This window comes from Allobosea sp. ASV33, assembly GCF_016428755.1.
GTDB lineage: Bacteria > Pseudomonadota > Alphaproteobacteria > Rhizobiales > Beijerinckiaceae > Allobosea.
This window is the reverse complement of sequence record NZ_JAELTI010000300.1, coordinates 1-314: the sequence shown is the minus strand read 5'-3', so window position 1 is coordinate 314 and position 314 is coordinate 1. Positions and strand designations below refer to the sequence as shown.

The window sequence follows — 314 nt, the reverse complement described above, 5'->3', positions numbered from 1 at the left end:
CCCCCCCCCCCCCCCCCCCCCCCCCCCCCCCCCCCCCCCCCCCCCCCCCCCCCCCCCCCCCCCCCCCCCCCCCCCCCCCCCCCCCCCCCCCCCCCCCCCCCCCCCCCCCCCCCCCCTTTTTTCAAGCCGAAGACGGCATACGAGATCGCGCCTAGAGTCTCGTGGGCTCGGAGATGTGTATAAGAGACAGGCCTAGTTGTCATTCCGGGGCTTCGCGCAGCGAAGAACCCGGAATCCACGACTGGGCGAGCAGCCCGCGACGGACCACAGGATGTCTCACCCGGTCGTGGGTTCCGGGTTCACGCCTCCGGCGC

At 75.8% G+C, this 314-nt stretch carries 1 protein-coding gene; it reads left to right on the top strand.

What is annotated here, in order from left to right; all coding sequences use genetic code 11:
* The coding region (locus JHD80_RS27705) for a hypothetical protein (RefSeq protein WP_199093835.1) at nucleotides 1–183 on the top strand (183 nt) is incomplete at its 5' end.
* Nucleotides 184–314 lie beyond the last annotated feature (131 nt).